The sequence below is a fragment of the Winogradskyella eximia genome (assembly GCF_003386165.1).
GTDB classification, from domain to species: domain Bacteria; phylum Bacteroidota; class Bacteroidia; order Flavobacteriales; family Flavobacteriaceae; genus Winogradskyella; species Winogradskyella eximia.
This window is the reverse complement of sequence record NZ_QRDV01000008.1, coordinates 64,186-85,869: the sequence shown is the minus strand read 5'-3', so window position 1 is coordinate 85,869 and position 21,684 is coordinate 64,186. Positions and strand designations below refer to the sequence as shown.

At 31.4% G+C, this 21,684-nt stretch carries 24 protein-coding genes; 6 read left to right on the top strand and 18 right to left on the bottom strand.

Annotated elements, in window-relative coordinates:
* The first annotated feature begins 1 nt into the window (after position 1).
* From DFQ10_RS15300 to DFQ10_RS15290, 3 genes are all read left to right on the top strand, one after another.
* A complete protein-coding gene (locus DFQ10_RS15300; protein ID WP_115818315.1) occupies positions 2–619 on the top strand; it encodes a toxin-antitoxin system YwqK family antitoxin in 618 nt (205 codons plus the stop codon).
* Between the two features lie 4 nt (positions 620–623).
* Positions 624–1,292, top strand: a complete 669-nt coding sequence (locus DFQ10_RS15295; protein WP_220352487.1) for an SCO family protein — start codon at positions 624–626, stop codon at positions 1,290–1,292.
* 98 nt (positions 1,293–1,390) lie between these two features.
* Positions 1,391–2,476: a WD40/YVTN/BNR-like repeat-containing protein gene (locus DFQ10_RS15290; protein WP_115818313.1), complete on the top strand. Its 1,086-nt coding sequence runs from the start codon at positions 1,391–1,393 to the stop codon at positions 2,474–2,476.
* Between the two features lie 37 nt (positions 2,477–2,513).
* On the opposite strand, the gene DFQ10_RS15285 is transcribed toward DFQ10_RS15290, so the two are convergent.
* The 9 genes from DFQ10_RS15285 to DFQ10_RS15245 form a co-directional block, all read right to left on the bottom strand.
* Positions 2,514–2,954: a sensor of ECF-type sigma factor gene (locus tag DFQ10_RS15285; protein WP_115818312.1), complete on the bottom strand. Its 441-nt coding sequence runs from the start codon at positions 2,952–2,954 to the stop codon at positions 2,514–2,516.
* 5 nt (positions 2,955–2,959) lie between these two features.
* Complete coding sequence (locus DFQ10_RS15280; RefSeq protein ID WP_115818311.1) at positions 2,960–3,460, bottom strand: hypothetical protein; 501 nt, start codon at positions 3,458–3,460, stop codon at positions 2,960–2,962.
* A 71-nt stretch (positions 3,461–3,531) separates the two neighbouring features.
* Positions 3,532–4,074, bottom strand: coding sequence for an RNA polymerase sigma factor (locus tag DFQ10_RS15275; RefSeq protein WP_115818454.1), 543 nt, complete (start codon positions 4,072–4,074; stop codon positions 3,532–3,534).
* A 393-nt stretch (positions 4,075–4,467) separates the two neighbouring features.
* Entirely contained in the window at positions 4,468–5,799 is a 1,332-nt protein-coding gene (locus DFQ10_RS15270) for a DUF58 domain-containing protein (RefSeq protein ID WP_115818310.1), read from the bottom strand.
* Positions 5,799–6,890 (bottom strand): AAA family ATPase, encoded by a 1,092-nt coding sequence (locus DFQ10_RS15265; protein WP_115818309.1) that lies wholly within the window; start codon positions 6,888–6,890, stop codon positions 5,799–5,801. Before DFQ10_RS15265 ends, DFQ10_RS15270 begins: the two co-directional genes overlap by 1 nt.
* A 6-nt stretch (positions 6,891–6,896) precedes the next feature.
* On the bottom strand, positions 6,897–8,096 hold the full coding sequence (locus DFQ10_RS15260; RefSeq protein ID WP_115818308.1) for a DUF4350 domain-containing protein: 1,200 nt from the start codon (positions 8,094–8,096) through the stop codon (positions 6,897–6,899).
* Positions 8,089–8,817 (bottom strand): hypothetical protein, encoded by a 729-nt coding sequence (locus DFQ10_RS15255; RefSeq protein ID WP_115818307.1) that lies wholly within the window; start codon positions 8,815–8,817, stop codon positions 8,089–8,091. Before DFQ10_RS15255 ends, DFQ10_RS15260 begins: the two co-directional genes overlap by 8 nt.
* Entirely contained in the window at positions 8,810–9,730 is a 921-nt protein-coding gene (locus tag DFQ10_RS15250; protein WP_115818306.1) for a hypothetical protein, read from the bottom strand. Before DFQ10_RS15250 ends, DFQ10_RS15255 begins: the two co-directional genes overlap by 8 nt.
* Entirely contained in the window at positions 9,727–10,722 is a 996-nt protein-coding gene (locus DFQ10_RS15245) for a stage II sporulation protein M (protein ID WP_115818305.1), read from the bottom strand. Before DFQ10_RS15245 ends, DFQ10_RS15250 begins: the two co-directional genes overlap by 4 nt.
* Positions 10,723–10,757: 35 nt before the next feature.
* On the opposite strand from DFQ10_RS15245, the gene DFQ10_RS15240 reads away from it, so the two are divergent.
* Together DFQ10_RS15240 and DFQ10_RS15235 are read left to right on the top strand one after the other, a co-directional pair.
* A complete protein-coding gene (locus tag DFQ10_RS15240) occupies positions 10,758–11,483 on the top strand; it encodes an RDD family protein (protein ID WP_115818304.1) in 726 nt (241 codons plus the stop codon).
* An 86-nt stretch (positions 11,484–11,569) separates the two neighbouring features.
* Positions 11,570–12,196 carry a trimeric intracellular cation channel family protein gene (locus DFQ10_RS15235; RefSeq protein ID WP_115818303.1) on the top strand — a complete coding sequence of 209 codons (627 nt, stop codon included), beginning with the start codon at positions 11,570–11,572 and terminating at the stop codon, positions 12,194–12,196.
* A 64-nt stretch (positions 12,197–12,260) separates the two neighbouring features.
* Here the strand turns inward: DFQ10_RS15235 and DFQ10_RS15230 are convergent, their stop codons facing one another.
* The 4 genes from DFQ10_RS15230 to DFQ10_RS15215 all read right to left on the bottom strand — a co-directional run bounded on the left by DFQ10_RS15230 (position 12,261) and on the right by DFQ10_RS15215 (position 14,898).
* Entirely contained in the window at positions 12,261–12,713 is a 453-nt protein-coding gene (locus DFQ10_RS15230) for a DUF1569 domain-containing protein (protein WP_115818302.1), read from the bottom strand.
* Between the two features lie 342 nt (positions 12,714–13,055).
* Positions 13,056–13,484: a DUF4268 domain-containing protein gene (locus tag DFQ10_RS15225; protein ID WP_115818301.1), complete on the bottom strand. Its 429-nt coding sequence runs from the start codon at positions 13,482–13,484 to the stop codon at positions 13,056–13,058.
* Positions 13,485–14,159 (bottom strand): ZIP family metal transporter, encoded by a 675-nt coding sequence (locus DFQ10_RS15220; protein ID WP_115818300.1) that lies wholly within the window; start codon positions 14,157–14,159, stop codon positions 13,485–13,487.
* A gap of 7 nt (positions 14,160–14,166) precedes the next feature.
* The gene (locus tag DFQ10_RS15215; RefSeq protein WP_115818299.1) at positions 14,167–14,898 is read right to left on the bottom strand and encodes a class I SAM-dependent methyltransferase; all 732 of its coding nucleotides are present in this window, start codon (positions 14,896–14,898) and stop codon (positions 14,167–14,169) included.
* 55 nt (positions 14,899–14,953) lie between these two features.
* Here DFQ10_RS15215 and DFQ10_RS15210 point away from each other — a divergent pair, with 55 nt between their 5' ends.
* Entirely contained in the window at positions 14,954–16,117 is a 1,164-nt protein-coding gene (locus DFQ10_RS15210) for a THUMP domain-containing class I SAM-dependent RNA methyltransferase (protein WP_115818298.1), read from the top strand.
* On the opposite strand, the gene DFQ10_RS15205 is transcribed toward DFQ10_RS15210, so the two are convergent.
* From DFQ10_RS15205 to DFQ10_RS15180, 5 genes are all read right to left on the bottom strand, one after another.
* Positions 16,114–16,590, bottom strand: a complete 477-nt coding sequence (locus tag DFQ10_RS15205) for a hypothetical protein (protein ID WP_115818297.1) — start codon at positions 16,588–16,590, stop codon at positions 16,114–16,116. The genes DFQ10_RS15210 and DFQ10_RS15205 overlap by 4 nt on opposite strands.
* The gene (locus DFQ10_RS15200; protein WP_115818296.1) at positions 16,580–17,278 is read right to left on the bottom strand and encodes a LytR/AlgR family response regulator transcription factor; all 699 of its coding nucleotides are present in this window, start codon (positions 17,276–17,278) and stop codon (positions 16,580–16,582) included. Before DFQ10_RS15200 ends, DFQ10_RS15205 begins: the two co-directional genes overlap by 11 nt.
* Positions 17,268–18,329: a sensor histidine kinase gene (locus tag DFQ10_RS15195; protein WP_115818295.1), complete on the bottom strand. Its 1,062-nt coding sequence runs from the start codon at positions 18,327–18,329 to the stop codon at positions 17,268–17,270. The genes DFQ10_RS15200 and DFQ10_RS15195 overlap by 11 nt, the downstream gene beginning before the upstream one ends.
* The gene (locus DFQ10_RS15190; RefSeq protein ID WP_115818294.1) at positions 18,316–18,975 is read right to left on the bottom strand and encodes a hypothetical protein; all 660 of its coding nucleotides are present in this window, start codon (positions 18,973–18,975) and stop codon (positions 18,316–18,318) included. The genes DFQ10_RS15195 and DFQ10_RS15190 overlap by 14 nt, the downstream gene beginning before the upstream one ends.
* Positions 18,976–19,155: 180 nt before the next feature.
* Entirely contained in the window at positions 19,156–21,567 is a 2,412-nt protein-coding gene (locus tag DFQ10_RS15180) for an alpha-ketoacid dehydrogenase subunit alpha/beta (RefSeq protein ID WP_115818292.1), read from the bottom strand.
* Between the last annotated feature and the right edge of the window lie 117 nt (positions 21,568–21,684).

Genomic DNA, 21,684 nt, shown 5'->3' with positions numbered 1-21,684 from the left:
TATGAAACCAATCCTTTTTTTAGCACTAATTGTATTATTAACAACTGGTTGTAAAGAAACTTCATCGCTTAAAAGTGTAAGCACTGTGGCTGCAGAAGAGCAATTTATCATTATAGATAATGTTGAGGTGTTAAAAGAAGAATTGGTTCTTAATGGAAATAAAGGCATTTGGTATTATAAGGATAAACCGTATAATGGTTATTCTTTAAAGTATCATCCCAATGGAGTTTTGGAAGAAAAATGGGGTTTTTACAATGGTAGAAGAGAAGGTGTTGCTAGACGTTGGACTAAAAATGAAATCCTTCAATTAGTATCTTACTATAAAAATAATAGGTTAGTAGGTGTTTATAAAACTTGGTGGGAAAATGGTGTTTTATCTGGTGAATCTTTTTACGAGAATGGTGTAAAACAAGGAGTTGAAAAAAAATGGTTTTCAAATGGGCAACTATTTAAATTAAGAAATTTTGTTGATGGCAAAGAAGATGGTTTTCAAAAAGCTTGGTTAGCCAATGGCAAATTATATGTTAATTATGAAGCCAAGAATGGGAGGATTTTTGGTATGAGAAGAGCAAATTCATGTGTTAGATTAGAAGATGAAGTTGTTATTAGAAAAAAATAATGTTATGAAATACCTATATATTATAATACTGTTTGTTTTTACAAGTTGTAAGGAGGATGTAAAAAAGGAAACTATTAAAGTTGTTGAAAACAGTAGAGTTGAGTATTTGCCGTATTACAACGATGACTCTTTTACACCACATTGGTTAACACCAAATACGGAAGAAGAAAAAGCGTTTCATAAAATCCCGGATTTTTCATTAACAAATCAACTCGGAGAAGCAGTTACTCAAAGTACGTTTGAAAATAAAATATATGTAACCGATTTCTTTTTTACAACATGTCCAGGTATTTGTCCTAAAATGACTGGTAATATGTCAAAAGTGCAAGAAGAATTTAAAAACGACAAGGACGTCTTATTGTTATCACATTCGGTGATGCCAAGTACGGATTCTGTTAATGTATTGCGAGCGTATGCAAATAAAAATGATGTAATAGATAATAAATGGCATTTAGTAACAGGCGAACGAAGTGAAATTTATACTCTTGGAAGAGACCATTATTTTGTAGAAAGTGATTTAGGAGAAGTTAAAACTGATGATGATTTTCTACATACCGAAAATTTTTTATTGATAGATAAGAACAAACATATTAGAGGTATCTATAACGGATTAAACAGAGCTTCAATAGCACAATTAATTGTAGATATTAAAGCATTAAAAAAAGAAAGCTAGAGTGATGACCTAGTTTTTATTTGATTGATTATTGATGATTTGAAAAGCTTTGCGGTTATATCGTAAAGCTTTTCTATTTTTAAGGAAAATTATTATATATGAGATTATTTGTTGTTGTACTTTGTTTTATAATGTTTAATTCTTGTAAAGAAGAATATAAAAGATCAATAAACGTAACTAAAGTTATTATTGAACCTATTTTTGTCGATTCTACATTAAGTGTTAGAGCTATAGACTTTAATGATGAATATTTGTATTATGGGAGTTCCGATCATATTGGAAAGCGAGGATTAAATGAGGAGTTTAAAATTAATCTCAGCGAGTTAAATGTTAGTAGCAATAAAAATCACTTTAAACACATACTTAACTACGAAGAAAAGCCACTTCATTTTAGGGCAATTAAAGAAGTAGAAGGTAATTTATTTATTATATCAATTGCTAATCCGGCAAGACTTTACAAGATTTATAGAAAGTCTGATAAACCAAAATTAGTGTACGAGGAGGTGAATGAAAAGGTTTTCTACGATTCCATGGATTTTTGGAATGACCAAGAAGGCATTGCCATTGGAGATCCAACAGACAATTGTATGAGTATCATTATCACAAGAGATGGTGGAAATACATGGACAAAACTATCTTGCGAGGATTTACCCAAGACTAGAGAAGGAGAAGCCGCTTTTGCTGCAAGTGATACTAATATTTCTATTGTTGGAGATCACACTTGGGTTGCTACAGGTGGTAAAGCTAGCAGAATATTATACTCACCAAACAAAGGAAAAACTTGGGAAGTTTTTGATACACCAATCATCCAAGGCACAGCAACTACAGGCATATATTCTTTAGATTTTTACGATGAACAAAATGGATTCGCCATAGGTGGAGATTACACCAAACCAAACGATACTTTAAATAATAAGATAAGAACTAGTGATGGTGGAAAAACTTGGCAAATTGTGGCTAATGGAAAAGGACCTGGTTATAGAAGTTGTGTGCAATATATTCCTAACTCCAATGGAAAAGAACTAGTTGCTATTGGTTTTAAAGGTATTGATTATAGTAATGATTCAGGAGACTCTTGGACGCATTTAAGTGATGAAGGCTTTTATACCATTCGATTTTTAAATGATTCTGTAGCTTATGCAGCAGGAAATGGTAGAATTAGTAAATTGACTTTTAGAGAATAAAAAAAAGGAAACTTTTTAGGTTTCCTTTTTTAATATTTTAATTCCGCTTTTCATTAGCATGCCTTTTCTTATATTCTTCAAACATTTTTTGCTTAAAAGAACGTTCAGCTTGATAGAGTTTTATGATTTTCTTTGCCGGAAGAATTTCTAACAATTGATTCAGTAATTTAGATTCTAATGCCACTTTTTGCTTTTCAGTTTTTTCCATGTCTAGCAATAACGACTTAGCTTCGCTTTCCGTAAGTTCTTCTATAGGTTGTTCTTTACGTCTGTTCATAGAAGCTTCTCTTAGCTTACTTTTAGCATCTTCATTAGCATTATAAATTGGCCAAAATTTTTGAGCTTCAGTTTCAGTTAAATCTAATTGTTCAGTAATATGAGCAATTTTTAATGCTTTAATTTTTTCTCTATCTGGTCGCTGTGCAAATACGCTTGCCGAAACAAATAGGGTTAGGATAAATAAGGTTATTGTTTTCATAATCTTTAATCTAAAATAAAATCTTCAGTATCTGCATTTTCTAAATATTCATTTAAAGTATCATCTGAAATAGTGATATCAATAAAATCTGCTTCTGAGATATTATCAGTTATAAATAAAGTCGCTAAATCGTCGTTTGTATAATCTTCTTGAAATAAATAATTTTCAATACTCGCTGTATCAATAGCGTTGATGTTAATTTTATCTTCATTATTAAAAAACAAACTTAAAAGCAATACAAAACTTGCTGCTATACCAGCAACATAATACAATGTGCGTCTAGATTTTAAAGCAATTACTGGTGTTTCAGGTTGAGACTCTAATTTTTCTAAAATAGTTGTTTCAACTGAATCAAAATAATCTTTTGGAACCATAAAACCAGTAGTTTCTGAAGCACTGATTATTTCTTTGTCATTTAGGCGTTCAAGAATTTGATCGTCAATGGATTCAAAATAATTATCAGGTGTTTTAAAACCAGAACTTTTAATGTTATTTTCTTTTTTCATCTTTAGTTCCCTTGAAAGTGGAATCTTTTTAACTTGTGTTCTCTAATAAGACTTCAAATTTGTTAAATGGTTTAATCTGAAGTTAAATAGGCTTCTATTTTTTTAGCAGCAATATGATATGATGATTTAAGTGCACCTTCGCTCAAATCTAATATTACAGCCATATCTTTATATTTTATATCTTCAAAATAACGCATATTAAATACCAATTGTTGCTTTTTGGGTAAGGTAGCAATGGCTTTTTGTAATTTTAGTGCAATCTCATCTCCTTCAAAATAAACATCTGCTGTTAAATTATTAATGGCTCTATCTTGATACTCTTCGTTTGTAATTTGCAATCGTTTTGCATTTTTGTTAAGGAGTGTAATAGATTCATTGGTTGCTATTCTATATAACCACGAAAATAATTTGCTTTCACCTTTAAACTTATCAATACTACGGTGGACTTTTATAAATGTATTTTGAAGTACATCATCAGCATCGTTATGGTTTAATACAATTTTACGAATATGCCAATACAGACGCTCTTTATAGAGTTGTAATAATTCTCTAAAAGCAGCTTCTTTAGACTTAGGGTCTTGTAAACGTTTTATAAATTCCGACTCGTTAATCAAATGATTTACTATTTGTATCAATTTTAATGTTGATATGCTATTAATTAGACTTGTTAAAGTACTAAAAGTTTAATAGACCTTTTTTATTAAATTTCACATCCAAATGCTTTTATTGATTATCAGTGACTTAAAACCAATATTTACGATAAAATGCAAAAAAAGACGATAAAAAACATATTTTTCTTGTGTGGTATGTTTATTTATTATATGTTTGTCTCAGCTTAACCTATTTACCGTTATCAGTTCCCCAAATCTGATAACAAATAAAAAGGATGTATTTAATTATACATCCTTTTTTGTGTTTTAAATCATTGGTAATGATGTTTTTAGTGGTGATTTAGGTGAATTGTTTTTTTAACCATAAATGACTGTAAAATCAATTAGGAATATTTTTTAAAGAAGTCCACGTGCCTTAATCTCTAAATATTTATTAATTGTATTGATTGTCAAGTTTTCTGGTGTTGTTAAAATAGATTGAATACCGTGTTTTTGAAGTTCGTTAACAATCAATTTCTTTTCGTACATAAACTTTTCTGCAACCGTCTTCTGAAAAATATCGAAAGTGTTATGAGCTTCAACATTAGTGAGTTTCTGTAATTCTGTATTTTCAAAAAAGATAACTACCAAAAGGTGATTCTTAGCAATCGCTTTTAAATATGGTAACTGACGATGTAATGCATCTAAAGTTTCAAAATTAGTATAGAGTAGAAGCAGACCACGTTGTGTAAGGCTTCGTTTTACATCTATATATAATCTAGAGAAATCAGATTCCGAAAAATCAGTGTTTACATTGTATAAGGTTTCTAAGATTTTATTCATTTGAGACGGTCGTCTTTCGGCAACCACTTTATTTTCAACCTTTCGAGAAAACGTAAACATTCCGGCTTTATCTTGCTTTTTTAGAGCAACATTACTAATTACCAAAGTCGCATTTATAGCATAATCTAAAAGACTTAGACCATCAAAAGGCATTTTCATAGCTCTACCTTTATCAATAACAGAATAAATTGGTTGCGAACGCTCATCTTGAAACTGATTAACCATCAATTGACTTCGCTTGGCTGTCGCTTTCCAGTTAATGTTTCTTATATCATCACCATTGACGTAGTCTTTTATCTGCTCAAATTCCATGGTATGACCAATACGTCGAATTTTCTTTAAACCATATTCAAATAGTTTGTTTGAAAATGCCAAGAGCATATATTTTCGTAATTGTAAAAACGAAGGGTAATTAGGCACCATCGCATCTTTAGCAAACTCATAACGTCTGGTAACAAGCGCTATTGGTGAGTTAACATAGATATTTAAGCTGCCAAAGTAATATTCGCCACGTTCTAAAGGTCTTAAGGTATAGGTGATTTTCTTTTTATTGTGTTTACTAAGTTGGGTATTAATTTCAAAATCGCGCTTTTGATATTGAAAAGGCATTTCGTCAATTAATTGTAAAACGGCAGTAAAATTATAGTCGTTTTGAAGAGTAATTTCAATAGGATTGTCATCACCATTACTCAATTTTTCGGGTAAAATTCGTGATGCAGAAATCCCTTTTTGTTTAAATAACAGAATGAAATCAATAATAACTAAGCCAATGGCAATAAAAAATAGAATAGTAACAATGCTTAACAAACCAGGATAAATGTAGGCAAGTATAAACAGTGCTACCAAAATCATGGCAACAACAAAAAACCGAAAGGTTAAATAGGTATGTTTAAAGAAACGCTTCACTATCTAGGAATCTCTATAGTTTCAAGAATTTGGTCTACAACTTTATCTACTGTAAAGGCTTCCATTTCGCGTTCTGGTGTTAATACTAATCTGTGTTGCAAAATAGCCTTTGTACAACGTTTAATGTCATCTGGTGTTACAAAATCTCTACCGTTTATAGCAGCATTTGCTTTAGCGGCATTTAAAATGGCGATTGAAGCTCTTGGTGAGGCACCTAAATATAAATTAGCGTTTGTTCTGGTATTATGAACAATAGAAGCAATGTAATTTAAGAGGTTATCTTCAACAACAATTTGTTTAATGAGGTCTTGGTATTTCTTAATCTCTTCTGCAGACAATACAGCTTTAATGTCGTTGAAATCCATTTTGTCTTGACGAGAATGATTATCTACTAAAATCTGAACTTCATCTTCTAAAGAAGGGTAGTCTACATTTATTTTGAAAAGAAAACGGTCTAATTGTGCCTCTGGTAAACGATACGTTCCTTCTTGCTCAATAGGGTTTTGTGTAGCGAATACTAAAAATGGTAATTCCATTTCGTAGCGCGTGCCATCCATGGTAATTTGACGTTCTGCCATAACTTCAAATAAGGCAGCTTGCGTTTTTGCTGGTGCTCTGTTAATCTCATCAATAAGCACAATGTTAGAGAAGATAGGCCCTTTTTTATATTCGAATTCACTGTTTTTAACATTAAAAATCGAAGTCCCCAAAATATCACTTGGCATTAAATCTGGTGTGAATTGGATTCTGCTGAAATCTACAGCCATAGTTTTAGCTAGCATTTTTGCAGTCACTGTTTTTGCAACACCAGGAACACCTTCAATTAGTGAATGACCATTAGTTAAAATTGAAATAATTAAAAGCTCAATCATTTCATTCTGGCCAACGATGAACTTAGCAATTTCTCGCTTAATATCTTCAACGCTATTTTGTAAGGGTTGTAAATCAATTCGGCTTTGGAAACCTTCAGTAGTTGGTTCTGTAACCTCTTCCTTTATATCGTTTGAAGGATTTGTTTCGTTTACGTTATTTTCTTCAGTACGATTTGTATCATCCAAATGCTCGGATGATGGTATATTTTGGTCTTCCATAATAACTTATGTTCGTTTAAAATGTTCTATTTTTTTATTCAATTCTATGAGCTCTTGCTCAGTATGATTTGTTTTCGATTTTAAAAAGACAATGTAATCCACTAAAGTCTTTGTGTCTTCTTTTGTATTGCTAGATTTTGCTGCAAGCTTATCAATAAAACCTGAATTAAATTGATTGGTTTCTAGGTAATAAATTGTTCTAACAAACTCTAAAAAGTATTGAATTTTCTTTTCAATAATGTTGCTGAAATCACCATGCTGATAATATAATTCGCCAATAGTTCTGGTGAAATCTACAGTAGCATTATCTAATTTTTTAATCACAGGAATAATACGTTGTGTACGCTTACCTCTAAATATCACAAACAGAATTAAGCCAAACATACTAATGTAAAAAGCCCATTTTAAGGCTGTGTTATCTAAAATATAACGCAACGGACTAGTAATGACTTTACGACCACTTTTGTAATTGTTATCCCAAATTATTTGTTGCTTGGGCATATAAGATAAAACGGTTGCAGCATAATCTTCTTTATCATCTAGAAGATGGTAATTGGTAAAAGTAAACGGATTGGTGTGCAGAATAAATTGACCGTTGTTATCACCAACTTCTACTTTAATTAAATTAGGATACGTTTCTTCAATCTCGTCCTCGTTTTTTGTGGTTAAAGTTCCTAAAACCGTTGTTCTAAGCGTGTCTATAGATTCAAAGAAACTGTTTTCAATAACATCTTTATAAATTCTATTATTGGCTTGTAAACTCGGACTTGTAAATTTATTGTCTGCCTCTTTTCTGTAAATATTGGTGTATTGTCGTTGTACACTAACATTTAAAGTGTCTAAAACATTACCGTAGAAATAGGTACTACTAATAAAAACAGTATTCCCATCTTCTACAAATTTCATTAAAGTTTTAGATTCTTCTTTTCCAAAATTAATACGGTCATTAACAAATATTAGGGACTTCGGCTCAGAGAATTCTTCGGTTTTAAGATATTCGTATATCGATTTTTCAGAGACCAAAACGTCTCCTTCAGAAAAGGTTTCTAATTCATTAAATAACACGTAACAACCTAATGGAATCTTATCTGCTGCAGAATAAGAATTTCGCCAGTTTAGTGCTTTGGGTTTGGTGATTTCTGCAATCATCATAAAAACAATCACAGCACCAATGATGTATAGCGCAATTTTAGAACGCTTATCCATGTTGAGTTGTTTTTATAAGGTCATTAAAATCGGCTTTATTTTTATTAAAGCTTTCTTCGTCTATTGGGAATTCGCCATACCAAACATAATCGTATATATAAGATACACGTTTAAATAAGGTTTTGAGTTGGCTATCCTTTATTTCATTTAAATAGTCTGAATTTGTTTTTTCATAATGCCATTCAATAATTTGTTTGTTGGCAAGCGATTTTAACGACTTTAAATAAAGGTAACGCGTGGCTAATCTATAATTTTTTTCTTTTAAAGCTTTTGAAATTAAATTTTCAAAATCAATTTGCTCTATGTTTTCTTCAACATAACTAAAACCTTCAATGTCTTTATTTTCGGTTTTAAATACAGAACTTACAGGGTTTTCTAATAAGAACTTAATTAAAAGGTATAACACAATAACACCTAATAATCCGTAAACAATATATTCTAATGTTTCATAGTCAATAAAATCAATATCAAAGCCAAAAACATCTCCTAGCCAATTGAAAAATTTTCTAAGAACACGTTGCATAAGGTTAATACCTCCAGTGTCGTTTATAGAATAATTAAAGTCACTATCGGAATAATTTTCTTTAAAGTTTTCTTTAAAATAAGTGACATCTAAATCAGAGGAATCTCTTTTAACAACAACATCTTGAGACCACAGTAAGGCAGAACCGAATGTTGTCATTAAAAATGTGTTGATATGTTTGAGTTGAGACTTACTCATTAACACCAATTTGATCGATTTTTTGTTGGAGAAACAAGTTGTATTTTACTTCATTTAGATTGTAATACAAAATACCATATGAAATTTGAGACAAGGCTTGTGTGTATATAAATGATAATAAAAAAGCGGCAAAACCGAAGGTAAATACTAAGGTTGCGAAGACGCTTGTGGATAAATCTACATTACTTTCTACAGAAAAATAAACATAAATTCCTATAATAACACTTGGTATAGAAATAACAAGCATCGTAATCATAAAATTAAGAATGCCAATAACCAAACTGAATAATACAATACGCCAAAAATTAGATGTTGTAAAATTAACGCCTTCAGAAAGTGCTTCACCAACACTTTTATTTGTTGAGAATATAGACATAAAGGTCAACCCAAAAACGGCAGTTAAAGTAAAGTTTAAACCATATTGAGCTAGCATGCCTAGAAAAGGAATAAACGCTAAAACCATTGAGATTATAAAATAAGCGACTACAATAAGACCACCTATTAGGATGAAAACGATAATAGTGCCTAGGTTACTCGTAATACTTTTCCAGATGCGTTTAGATTCAACTTCACCTTCATTTTTCACATAATCTGCTATGTAAGCACTTGAGAAACTAAAGTTGATTAAAGAAGTGATGAAAATAATTAAGAAAAGGATTATCGCTCCTGCAATAAAGTAACTTTCAGTTGCTACATTAGAACCCATTCCAAATCTAAAATCCCTACTTGCCAAACCCATAAAGCCAGTGACTAAAAGGTATGAGGAAATCAACGTAAGAATAATACTAATAGCATTATATCTTAAATATAAATTGGTGTAGGCTTTAAAATTATGCTTTAGAAATAAAAAATAAGTGTTAATAATATCTCCAAACGTACTTCTTGTTCTTAATTCAATATACTTTTCGTTCACGTAATTTGGGATTTAGATGAAACCTGGATGAGCTTCGTTTTACTAGCTTTATTCAGTGCTATCGGATAAATAATGTAGTAATATACAATTAAAAATAAGGATAAAAAGATGATACCGTAAGCAATAAACCAAGGCATTTGCTCACCGTAACGTGTTATAAAACCTTCAATAAAACCAGCAATAATAAAGAAAGGAATAGTACTAACTACAATTTTTAATCCATCTTTGGCTCCTTTCATAAAAGCAACACGTCTTGAATAGGTTTTAGGAAACAAAAAACTATTTCCCATAACTAAACCTGCACAACCAGCAATTACAATTACTGAGATTTCAATAGTACCATGTAACCAAACAGTTGAGGTTTTTTCTAAAATTCCGTGATTGTAAAAGAACGTAATAAAAGCACCCAACATTATGCCATTGCTAAAAAGTACGTAAATTGTACCAACGCTAAAAATCGCTCCACACGCAAAAGCGATAATAGCCACTCTAATGTTGTTGATGGTAATTCCTAAAAACGATCCAATATTACTTCCGCTTTTATAAACAGCCATGGGTTCGCCTTTTTCTATGTTTTCTAAGGTCATGTTTACATAACCATCACCTAAAATTAAACGAATAAACGAATCGTCATTTAAAGTAGAAACCGCACCAATAGTTACTGCAGACATAAAAATTAGAAAGGTGTAGAGTAGTGTTTTTTGATATTGATAAAAGAATAATGGAAACTCGTCTCTCCAAAACGAAACAATCTTGTTTTTAGATTCTTTTTTGGTAATATATATTTTTTGATGCGCTTGCGAAGCCAACGAGTTTAGGTACAATAAAGTCTTACTCTCAGGGTAATAAGTTTGAGCATAAGACAAATCGTTAGTAAGCTGTATGTAGTAAGAAGCTAAGTCATCCGGATTTATTTTTACATTATTATCTAATGCGTTTTCAAAACCAATCCATTTTTCCTTATTTTGCTTCACGAAAGACGCTTCGCGCATAAATCATTTTAAATTAGAAACGAATATACATTTCAATGAGCAAATTAGCAATTAACACGGCACAAAATGTCAACTTAGATTACAAGTTAATTGGTTTGGGAGAACGTATGGTCGCTTTCTTAATCGATGGCATCATAATAATTACTTACATGACTATTGTTGAAAGTCTTGTTTCAGTATCAGAGATATTTGATGCAGACGGCTGGACTAGGCGTGGTTTTTTAGGGTTGTTTACATTACCTGCACTTTTTTATTCGGTAATTTGTCATATTCTTTTTGGTGGACAAACCGTTGGGAAAATGATAATGAAAATTAAAGTGGTAAGTGTAGATGGTACACCAACCCAATGGTATAATTTCTTTGTACGTTGGATGCTTAGAATTGTAGATTTATGGATTTTCTCACCATCTATAGGTATATTAAGTATTTTATTGTCAGACAAAAAACAACGCGTTGGTGATGCGGCAGCAGGTACTGTGGTTATTAGTGTGAAGAAAAAGCATAAAATAACAAGTACAATTCTCGAAGATATTAGCGACGATTACGAGCCTGTTTTTAGTAACGTAACTCAGTTAACTGATAAAGATGTAAGGATTATTAAAGATGCCTTTACGATTTCTAAAAAGAATAATGATTTTAAAACTTTAACCATTTTGAAGAATAAGATTTGCGATACACTTCAAATTGAAACAAAGTTATACGATGTTCAGTTTATTGATACCATTCTGAAAGATTATAATTATTACACTCAGAACATGTAAGGAGATAACCAAGTTTGTTAAAAACAAACTTGAGTGAATCGCTTTTGCTGAGTTAAGATTATTACAAATGAAATTTTAATAAACTCATGTTTTTTCAAATAGTAGATATATTAGGAACAATAGCTTTTGCTATTTCTGGTGCATTAGTTGCCATGAACAAACGTATGGATCCATTTGGTGTTCTTATTATTGCTTTTGTTACAGCAGTTGGAGGTGGTACTTTAAGAGATGTAATGATTGGTGTTGAACCTGTCTCTTGGATGAAAAACATGACTTTTGTGTATGTCATTATTGGTTCTGCTTCTTTTGCAGTTGTATTTAGAAAACGAATTAATTACCTCAGAAAATCACTTTTTTTATTCGATACAATTGGTATTGCACTTTATACCTTAGTTGGTGTAGACACAGGACTTGTAGCAGGATTACATCCAATAGTTTGTATAGCTTTAGGGACAATGACAGCCTGCTTTGGTGGTGTGCTTAGAGATATTCTGTGTAATGAGATTCCTGTAATTTTTAGAAAGGAAATTTATGCAACCGCTTGTATTTTGGGAGGACTAACTTATTTCCTTCTAAGACGTTTTTTAGAGGATGAAAATTATTTGTTTGTCATCGCTGGTTTAGTTGTTATTATTGTGAGATTAATTGCTGTACGTTTTAAAATTAGTTTGCCTAGTTTGTATAAGAAGGAGGATCAAGTACCTGATCTATAAATTTCTTAAATTCAAAAAGCATAATTCTGAAAATGGGAATTATTTTATTTCTACCGTATTTTGTTTATACTCCAAACTGATTTAAATGATGGTCTAAATGTTTGTAGAACATATTGTTCCATTCGGTTGAAGACAATTTGCCAAAAGAATGGCTTTCCTTTTGATTATAATGATTATTGCCTAATTCTTGAGCTTTTATAATGTATGCAGTTAATCTGTCTTTTTCTAAATTAAAATCTTTATCGCTCGCAATTAGAAATTCTGGAGCAGTACGTCCATTTTTTTTATACGGTTTTTCGCTTACCACTATATTTTTTACAAATGTTTTAAGCATCCATTTCTTAAACCCTTTAGGTTTAGGATGTTTATCTTCAAAATCAAGTTCGTAAGTAACACTGCAATGTGCTAACATTTGGTCAACCGACATTTTCCCCCAATTTGGTTTTGTTGTTGGTTCTAATCTATTGATACGCTCAATAACTTCGTCGGTAACAGTTTTGTCAAAAATATTTTTCATTATAGACTTTAATTAGCAAGTTTAGCTTTTGTTCAAGGCTAAATATAAGCATTATTCTATGCGTAATAAATTAAAAAGCCATTTTACAACATGCAAAATGGCTTTAAGATTTAGGGCACTCTTCAACTAATTCCATCCACCACCTAAGGCTTGATAAATTTTTACATTTGCCAAGAGTTGGTCTCTTTTGGTTTCTATAATTTCAATTTTAGAATCTAATGCTTCGCGTTGCGTTAATAAAACTTCAGTAAAATGTTTCTAAACTAATGTAATTACCAAACCTCATTTAAATTTTGAGTGGATTAACCAATAATATATGGAGTAGTGGTAGGTGTTTGTTTTTTAGCCTTTTATAAGGTCTTTGTATTCTTCAAAAAAGGCTTCGAATAAATTCATGTTTACATTGAAGAATTCCATAACATCACGCCAAGTGTTTTTATTATGGATAGATACTTTTTGTTCTAAGGGTAAGTAAATCCGAGAGATTTCTTTACCGTTATCGAGAAAATGTTCTTCCTCATATATAGCTTCTGGTAAGTATTCGCTTTTTAAAATGCCTTTTAAAGATTCTAGCTTTTCCCAACAATTAATACGGTTTTCTAAATCATCTTCTAAGTCTAAGGTGATTAATGCAGAGGTAGTATCAAAATGAAATTTAAAAGAAACACCTTTTATTTTAGTGTCGTATAATAACCATTTTCGTGGAAAAGATTTTCCAAAGCTAGTCCAAAATTCTTGTCTTAGTAGTCTCGATTCTTCTTTTGAAAACATTTATATAAAATAAGCGATTAATATACCTAAACATATAGCCAATAGCTTAGATAAATTGAATTTATGACCTTCACCAGATTCAAACAAAATGGTTGTTGAAATATGTAAAAAGATACCAATAACAAAAGCATTAATTACATCAACATAATTGACCATAACACTGGAGTGATTTGATATATAAGTACCCAATGGTGTCATTGCTGCAAAGACAACTAAAAAGCTAACCACTTGAAGTTTGCTATAGTTAGATTGTAATAAAAAGGCAGTAATTAAAATGGCAATAGGAATTTTATGAATTAAAACGCCATAAACCATATCATTATGTTGATGAATAGGAAAGCCCTCTAAAAAACTATGTATGCATAAGCTTATAAAAAGTAACCAAGGAAATTCATTATCCTCTTGATGCACGTGTACATGGCCATGCTCAGCACCTTTTGAGAAGAATTCTAAAATAATCTGAAGCAGAATACCGCACATAATGTATAAACCTGTTAGTTTGGCATCAATGTGGTGATACACTTCGGGTAATAAATCAAAAAGGGTTAATGCTAATAAAAACGCACCACTAAAAGATAAAAGCAATTTCGTATAAATTGATTTTTGCTTTTTAGTTAATAAAGCAATGGCAACTCCTATAACTACGGCTAATAAGGGTAATAAATAACTAATCATTCAGTAATTACTTAAAAATCATGATTAAGCGTTCAGATGTTTTAGAATGGAATTTATGTAATTTAAAATCACCAAAAACATCTAACAAATAAACTCCTGCTTTTTCAAAAAGCGTTTCAAAATCTTTTAAAGTAAACGCTTTTACACGCTCTTGAAATTCAAAGTGCTCTCCGTCAGCTTCAAAACTAATGTCTTTAATAATGTATCCATCTTTTACAGAACGCTTTTGGTGAAAATCAATGCCTTCTACTGTTTTTACATCTTCTGCGACTAAATTTTCAATAATATAGTTCACATTCATAAAATCAATTACTCCAAATCCAAAATCATTTAGTTCTGATTTAATTGCTTTTATAGTTTCAAGATTACAGTTTTCATCTTCAAAATAACCAAAGCTAGTAAAGAGATTGAACACGGCATCAAATGTGTCTGGATATGGTTTACTCATATCATGAACATTAAATTTTAGTGTTTCATTCTCAAATTGCTTAGCGTGATTGATGCTTTTTTCAGATAAATCAACTCCTGTAACATCATAACCCAAAGAATTAAGATAAACAGAATGCCTGCCTTTTCCACAAGCCAAATCTAAAATTTTTCCGCCTTCTGGAATGTTAAGGTAATTGGTAAGATTGTCCATAAACCCTTGAGCTTCGGTATAATCTCTGTCTTTATACAAAATATGGTAGTATGGTGTGTCAAACCAAGATGCGTACCATTGTTTAGTTGATTTAGTCATAATGATAAATGTGCTACAAAAATACTGTATTTTTGCAATGTATATGACGTTACAGATGGAAGAAAATTACAAGATGTTAGCCAAAACATTATTTGGCTTTGAAGATATATTAGCAAAAGAGCTTACGCAACTCGGTGCCATGCAGGTTGAAAAAGGGGTTAGAAATGTCAGTTTTGTTGGCGATAAAGGCTTTATGTATAAGGCGAACTTAGGTATTAGGACTGCCATAAAAATTTTAAAACCTATTCATTCTTTTAGAGTCACAAAAGAAGACGATCTTTATAAAAATGTAAAGAACATGAAATGGGAGGATTACTTAAAACCTACCGGTTCTTTAGCTGTTGATGCTACAGTACATAATAGTGTATTTACGCATTCTTTGTACACTGCATTAAAAACAAAAGATGCCATTGTAGACCGTTTTAGGGATAGAGAAGGTGTGCGCCCAGATGTAGATTTACGTTTTCCAGATTTAAAAATCAATGTGCATATAGATAGACAATTGTGTACGATTTCTTTAGATACATCTGGTGAATCTTTACATAGACGTGGCTATAAAACGGCAACGAATATTGCTCCAATAAATGAAGTTTTAGCTGCTGGTTTAATTATGATGAGTGGTTGGGATGGACAAACAGATTTCATGGATCCCATGTGTGGTAGCGGAACGATGCTAGCGGAAGCGGCAATGATTGCCTGTAATATTCCACCAAATCTAATGCGAAAAGAATTTGCGTTTGAGCGTTGGGAAGATTGGGATGTTGATTTATTTGAAAAAATAGAAGAATCACTTTTAAAGAAAACGCGCGATTTTCATCATAAAATAATTGGTTACGATAAGTCACCTTCAGCTGTTACAAAAGCTAAAGAGAATATGAAGAATGCTCATTTAGATGAACTTGTTCATATTCAGCATGAAGATTTCTTTAAAACACAAAAATCAGGAAACGAGAAGTTACACATGGTTTTTAATCCACCTTATGGAGAGCGTTTAGAGAATTTGAATGTTGAAGAATTCTACGGCAATATTGGAACAACGCTTAAGCATGGTTATCCAAATACCAATGCGTGGCTAATTACTTCTAATCTTGAGGCTTTAAAATCCGTAGGATTAAGACCATCTAGAAAAATTAAAGTATTTAATGCTAAGCTCGAAGCAAGGTTAGTTAAGTATGAAATGTATGAAGGTAGTAAGAAGACTAAGAAACAAGATAACTAGTGTTCTAGGGCTTCTAATTGCAAATTATAATCATACTGTAAATCCTCGTGTAATACTTTAATCTTTTTCTTAATAGAAAGCACTTGTCTGTCATAAAGATTACTCAGTGTAGTATTTCTATGTATTGAGGGTTTTAATGTATTCATTTGCTCACAAAAATAGAGTAGAAGCTCTACTTCTGTAGTTTTCTTTAAAGAATAGCGACTATACACGCGAATTTCTCTTAGGATTTTTCTAATCGTTTTCTTCATATAGAAGTAACTATCGGTATTAATGCCTTTAAAAAGTTCGTCTAAACTTGCTTTTACACTAGCTATATAACCATCTTCATCGTGAGATTCAAATAATAAATAGGTGAGTAGGGCTTTATTCTCTTTTTTAAATTTACCTAATCGTAAACACAGCTCTAAAAGCTCTTCTTGAGTAAGGTGTTTTAATTCCTTTTTTATGGTAACTATAGATTCAATTTTCATGATGTAAATTTAGAACTTTTAAAACAGAATCCTTGTAGGTCTGGCCAATAGGAATTGTATGTGTATCTATTGTAATTTGATTGCCAGAAAGACGATTCATTTTATTCAAGTTAATGCAAAATGATTTATGAATACGCAGAAAATTATCAGGTAAGGAGCTCATAAATTTTGAGAATGTACTATGCGTAACAATTGTTTTTTCTATAGTATGTACTTTAACGTAATCTCCAAAAGCTTCAATATATTGGATATCGGTATAAAAAACCTTGTGTAATACTTTGTTTTCTTTTAAGATCAGGAAATCATTGTCGGTAGTCATTTTATTTTTAATAACCTTATTTATGGCCATTAAAAACCTTTCGTAAGCTATTGGTTTTAATAAGTAATCAATAGCATTAACTTCAAAACCATCTACAGCATATTGAGAGTAGGCTGTGGTAAAGATAACTTCAGGCGGATTCTTTAGGGATTTATAAAAGTCTAAACCCGTTTGCTTGGGCATATTAATATCCAAAAAGAGCAGATCTATAGTGTTATTTAATTGCAAAAACTTAAAAGCTTCAGCGGTATTACTGCAGGTGGCTTTTAGGTCTAATACGGTAGTTTCATCTATAAAATATTTTAGAACACGTTGCGAAGAAGGTTCGTCGTCTACTATTATACAGCTTATACGTGTTTTATTTTTCATTACTAATAGTTAATAGAACTTTAAAAACTTCGTTTTGTAATTTAGTTTGAAACTGATGCTTGTTTGGGTAGACTAAATTTAAGTTATTTTTTAAATTTTCTAAACCCACTCCAGAATGTTTGTCTTCTAATTGATTGCTTGTGTCTAAATTAGTGTTTTCTATCGTAAATATAAATTGGTGACCTTTTTGAGATAGTGCTATTTTTATAGGTGAGTTAATTTCTCCTGCTATAATTCCGTGTTTATAGCTGTTTTCTAGTAAAGGCAAAAGTAACATTGGGTATATTTTGAAATTTTCATCTTCAATATCAATATTTAACTGTGTAGAAACTGGTAATTCTATACGATGATTTTGAAATGAAATGTAGTTTTTCAGTAAAGCGATTTCGTCTTTTAAACTAACACGTTTGGTATTTGAATCGTAGATAACATAACGTAAAATATCTGAAAGCTGAACAATGGCCTCTGTTATACCATCTTTTTTTTCTAAAGCTAAAGCATAAATAACATTTAATGAATTAAATAGAAAATGTGGATTTAATTGGGCTCTTAAAGTTGAAAGTTGTGTTTCAATATGTTGATTTTTAATTTTAAGCAGTTGATTTTGGTTTTTGTTAAAGTAAAACCAATCTTCAGTAAGTTTAAGTAAGCTTGTGGCTACTAAAAAGATTATGAATACTAAATATATATTCTTGTGAGACACATAGGATATAAAAAAATAACTCGGAAATAGGACATCTAAAATAGGCTGTAAGAGCCATGAACTGAGAGTGGCAAAGACAACTAGATTTATTATAAATGTAACACTGTAAATAAGGTATTTTTCTTGCTTGAGGTAATTAGGTATTAAAACGTAAAAATTAATTAAAACAGGTATTGCTAGTGCTGTTAAGAAAGTTAAAGTATAAGCAAAATCTACACGTATTGGCAATTGGCCTTTTGAAAAAATAAACAGTAAGATTACAAATGCAAACAACCACAGTACACTATTAAAACGCAATGGCCTGTGGTAATTAGATTTTAATATGGTATTAAAGTTAAGGTTTTGCATTTGCTCTTGTTAGTGCTATTTGATCCGATTCTTTCCACTTATTTTCAATATCAGCGTTTAGATACTTTTTTAAAAAACGATACAGTTCTTCAGAGGTCGCTGTAAGCAATAGTGTTTGTTCTGGACCAATACTTTCGTGCTTTAATCGTATTTTGTTTTCCTTGAAGATATCTTTTATACGTTCCTCACTAAGCCATGAAAACATTACGTTTTTGTCAGTAGTAAAATCTAGTTTTGCTACTGAGTGGGTTTTTAGTAAATGCTCTGCAGCTAAACTGTTTATTTCTTCATCTTCAATGTTTATAGGTATAAAGTCTAAGAAATATTGGTTTTCAATCTTAAAAGGCATGGCTATAAAAACGGCTTCTTTTTCATTTTTGATGTAAGTAACGATATAACCATCTTTATAGGTGTCGTATGCTAATTTGTCGTCTTCAGAGAGTTTTATGCCTTCCTTTTGATCTTCTTCAAACTTTGATTGGAACGATTCTACGGTCCATTGTCCTTCTTTATGATCTGTCCATTCACCTAATAAGTCCTTATTAAATTTTAGACTGCTTTTAATATAAAATGGTTGAAGCGATTTTACAATGCAAGAACTAAAAAGTAAAACACTTAAAATTAATAGTACTCCTCTTGTTTTCATAAGTTATAAATTTAAAAAGTTTTCTCTAAATTCTTTAAATAATCAATTGTTTGCAACAAATTTAGACAAACAATGTGCAACTCATGTTAAACAAATTAAACGAAAAAAAAGAGGGCAATTGCCCTCTCTATATGGTTTTTAAATTTGAAATAACTAAGAATTTAATGTATGTATAAATTATTATCTCAATTTAGGATAATTATCAGGACTCAATTCATGCATAACATCATAAATAGCCTCAAAAATATCTTCTACAGATGGTTTTGAAAAATAATCACCATCAGTACCATAAGCTGGTCGGTGTGGTTTAGCTGCCAATGTTTTTGGTTGGCTATCTAAATATTCAAACGCATTTTGCTCATTTAATATTTGATCTAAAATATATGCCGAAGCACCACCTTTTACATCTTCGTCAATAACCATTACTCTATTTGTTTTGGCAATACTCTTTACAATATCATGGTTTAAATCTAATGGTAGTAAAGATTGAACGTCAATAATTTCGGCATCAATACCAACTTCTTGTAGTTCTTTTGCCGCTTGTTCTACCAAACGCAACGTAGAACCGTAAGACACTAAAGTAATATCCTCTCCTTCTCTAATGGTTTCTACAACACCAATAGGAGTTTTAAAATCACCAATATTATTTGGTAGTTTTTCTTTAAGTCGGTATCCGTTTAAGCATTCAACAACTAATGCAGGTTCGTCACTTTCTAATAGTGTATTATAAAAACCAGCAGCTTTGGTCATGTTTCTTGGTACTAAAACATGGATGCCTCTAATTAAATTTATAATACCTCCCATTTGAGAGCCAGAGTGCCAAATACCTTCTAATCTATGGCCACGTGTTCTTACAATTAATGGTGCTTTTTGGCGACCTTTAGTTCTGTATTGAACTGTAGCCAAATCATCACTCATTATTTGAAGCGCATACATAATATAATCTAAGTATTGGATTTCTGCAATAGGACGTAAGCCACGCATTGCCATTCCTATACCTTGACCAATGATGGTGGCTTCTCTAATACCTGTGTCTGAAACTCTAAGTTCTCCGTATTTTTCTTGAAGTCCTTCTAAACCTTGATTAACATCACCTATGTAACCAGCATCTTCTCCAAAAATTAATGCTTCTGGATACTTGCCAAAAATCGCATCAAAATTTTCTCTTAAAACAACACGTCCATCAACTTCCTCTGCATTAGCATCGTAAGTTGGTTTGATTTCAGTTTGGTTTAAAGCATTTAATTGAGACTCACTATGTAAATGAGAACTATACTTTGGTTGTATTAAATCAATATAATTTGTTATCCAATTCTGAAGATTTGTTTTTGCTGCAGACGATTCTGATACGACATAACGTAACGCCTTACGAGTTGCAGAAAGTAAATCTCTTCTTAAAGGCTCATCTATAGATTCTAAATCATGTTTTAATTTTCTAATAAACACTCCATTTGGACTGGTAGATGCCAATTGATCTAGTAAATTAATAGCCTCTTTAGATTCTGAAAAAATAGGATTAATAAATGCTGACCATGCTGCTTTTTTACCTTCTCTAACGGCTTTTTTAATTTCGCGTTCAGCAGCTGTGAGTTCTTCGTCCGTAGCAATATTATTTTCAATAATCCACTTACGCATTTGAACATTACAATCGTATTCTGCTTCCCAAGCCAAACGTTCTTTGTTCTTGTAACGTTCATGAGAACCAGAAGTTGAATGGCCTTGTGGTTGAGTTAATTCTTGAACATGAATCATTACAGGAATATGCTCTTTTCGAGATACTTTTGCAGCACGTTGGTAAGTATCCATTAATTCAGGATAATTCCAACCATCAACCCTAAAGATTTCATAGCCTTTATCGTGTTCGTTACGTTGAAAACCTTTTAGTATTTCTGATATATTTTCTTTGGTAGTTTGGTGTCTTGCATGTACTGAGATACCATAATTGTCATCCCAAATACTAATCACCATTGGTACTTGTAAAACACCTGCTGCATTTATGGTTTCAAAAAATAAACCTTCGCTTGTACTGGCGTTTCCAATAGTTCCCCAAGCAATTTCGTTTCCAGAGTTAGAGAAGTTAGTGGTATCAATACCTTCTACATGTCTGTATATTTTTGAGGCTTGTGCTAAACCTAAAAGTCTAGGCATTTGCCCAGCAGTTGGTGAAATATCTGCACTAGAATTTTTTTGTTCTGTTAAATTTTTCCAATTACCATTGGCATCTAAACTATGCGTTGCAAAGTGTCCACCCATTTGGCGACCAGCAGACATAGGCTCTTCTTTTAAATCGGTATTGGCATACAATCCAGCAAAAAATTGCTCAATTGTTAATTCACCAATAGCCATCATAAAGGTTTGATCTCTATAATATCCAGATCTAAAATCACCATTTTCAAAGGCTTTTGCCCAAGCAATTTGCGGAATTTCTTTTCCGTCTCCAAAAATACCAAATTTGGCTTTACCTGTTAAAACTTCTCTACGTCCTAGTAAACTACATTCACGACTAGTCACAGCGAGTTTGTAATCGTTTAAGACTTCAGCTTTAAAATCTTCAAATGTAATCTCTGTTTTTGTGTTAAGGTTCGTCTTCATGTAGGCGCATTTTTAGCCTAACAAAAGTACAAAAAATATAAATTTTACACAAGAGGGTTTGATGTTATAATGTTGAGTTATTCTTAATAAAACATCATTAATGCTGATAATATTTCA

Bases quoted from the DNA above. Each gene is read 5' to 3' on its own strand.
- DFQ10_RS15300 (WP_115818315.1), top strand. From the start codon at position 2: ATGAAACCAATCCTTTTTTTAGCACTAATTGTATTATTAACAACTGGT.
- DFQ10_RS15295 (WP_220352487.1), top strand. From the start codon at position 624: ATGAAATACCTATATATTATAATACTGTTTGTTTTTACAAGTTGTAAG.
- DFQ10_RS15290 (WP_115818313.1), top strand. From the start codon at position 1,391: ATGAGATTATTTGTTGTTGTACTTTGTTTTATAATGTTTAATTCTTGT.
- DFQ10_RS15285 (WP_115818312.1), bottom strand. From the start codon at position 2,954: ATGAAAACAATAACCTTATTTATCCTAACCCTATTTGTTTCGGCAAGC.
- DFQ10_RS15280 (WP_115818311.1), bottom strand. From the start codon at position 3,460: ATGAAAAAAGAAAATAACATTAAAAGTTCTGGTTTTAAAACACCTGAT.
- DFQ10_RS15265 (WP_115818309.1), bottom strand. From the start codon at position 6,890: ATGGAAGACCAAAATATACCATCATCCGAGCATTTGGATGATACAAAT.
- DFQ10_RS15260 (WP_115818308.1), bottom strand. From the start codon at position 8,096: ATGGATAAGCGTTCTAAAATTGCGCTATACATCATTGGTGCTGTGATT.
- DFQ10_RS15255 (WP_115818307.1), bottom strand. From the start codon at position 8,817: ATGAGTAAGTCTCAACTCAAACATATCAACACATTTTTAATGACAACA.
- DFQ10_RS15245 (WP_115818305.1), bottom strand. From the start codon at position 10,722: ATGCGCGAAGCGTCTTTCGTGAAGCAAAATAAGGAAAAATGGATTGGT.
- DFQ10_RS15240 (WP_115818304.1), top strand. From the start codon at position 10,758: ATGAGCAAATTAGCAATTAACACGGCACAAAATGTCAACTTAGATTAC.
- DFQ10_RS15235 (WP_115818303.1), top strand. From the start codon at position 11,570: ATGTTTTTTCAAATAGTAGATATATTAGGAACAATAGCTTTTGCTATT.
- DFQ10_RS15230 (WP_115818302.1), bottom strand. From the start codon at position 12,713: ATGAAAAATATTTTTGACAAAACTGTTACCGACGAAGTTATTGAGCGT.
- DFQ10_RS15225 (WP_115818301.1), bottom strand. From the start codon at position 13,484: ATGTTTTCAAAAGAAGAATCGAGACTACTAAGACAAGAATTTTGGACT.
- DFQ10_RS15220 (WP_115818300.1), bottom strand. From the start codon at position 14,159: ATGATTAGTTATTTATTACCCTTATTAGCCGTAGTTATAGGAGTTGCC.
- DFQ10_RS15215 (WP_115818299.1), bottom strand. From the start codon at position 14,898: ATGACTAAATCAACTAAACAATGGTACGCATCTTGGTTTGACACACCA.
- DFQ10_RS15210 (WP_115818298.1), top strand. From the start codon at position 14,954: ATGGAAGAAAATTACAAGATGTTAGCCAAAACATTATTTGGCTTTGAA.
- DFQ10_RS15205 (WP_115818297.1), bottom strand. From the start codon at position 16,590: ATGAAAATTGAATCTATAGTTACCATAAAAAAGGAATTAAAACACCTT.
- DFQ10_RS15200 (WP_115818296.1), bottom strand. From the start codon at position 17,278: ATGAAAAATAAAACACGTATAAGCTGTATAATAGTAGACGACGAACCT.
- DFQ10_RS15195 (WP_115818295.1), bottom strand. From the start codon at position 18,329: ATGCAAAACCTTAACTTTAATACCATATTAAAATCTAATTACCACAGG.
- DFQ10_RS15190 (WP_115818294.1), bottom strand. From the start codon at position 18,975: ATGAAAACAAGAGGAGTACTATTAATTTTAAGTGTTTTACTTTTTAGT.
- DFQ10_RS15180 (WP_115818292.1), bottom strand. From the start codon at position 21,567: ATGAAGACGAACCTTAACACAAAAACAGAGATTACATTTGAAGATTTT.